Consider the following 548-nt stretch of genomic DNA (forward strand, 5'->3'; position numbering starts at 1 on the left):
GTCCCATCGCTATTTTCCTCATTACGTTAAAAGCAAGCGCACCTCGACCTTTCCGGATCCTAGATTCATCTTCTCTAAATGTCATATCTAACATCCAGTGCATGCTTTCAACTTGCCAATGATTACGCACTGCATACTGGCTTTGTTCGGCATCTAGCCTTAATGAGCTAATATACCAACGTGTCTCTGTTGTCTCTTTTCCCGACGATTTTTCATGTACATCTGATTTCACTTCAATAATGCTATTGAGACCAGTCCATTGGTATTTCTTATCTAACCATTTTTTATTAATGAGTACTTGTCGGCAGGTTCGCGTTTCTATTCGCCCATGCCCGCTATCTGTTTGTGTATATTCGTCATAGTTTTCTTCTGTAAAGCCTTCTCGTTGAAGCTTATGCCACCAAGCTTTTAGTTCCTTACGCATGCCTGAATGATTTCCTTTAAGTGCAAGAATATAATCAGCTTTTTGATCTATGATTTGCTTTGCTATCTCTTTCTGACAGCCCATTGCATCAAGGGTGATAATACTATTTTCTATATCAAGCATG

The 548-nt window shown here is 39.4% G+C and carries 1 protein-coding gene; it reads right to left on the minus strand.

The window, feature by feature from the left end; genetic code table 11:
• Positions 1–548: ISAs1 family transposase (locus CXF74_RS21655; protein ID WP_157822530.1), on the minus strand; the 548-nt coding region annotated here is incomplete at both ends.

Origin of the sequence: Psychromonas sp. Urea-02u-13 (assembly GCF_002835995.1) — a bacterium.
Classification (GTDB): domain Bacteria; phylum Pseudomonadota; class Gammaproteobacteria; order Enterobacterales; family Psychromonadaceae; genus Psychromonas.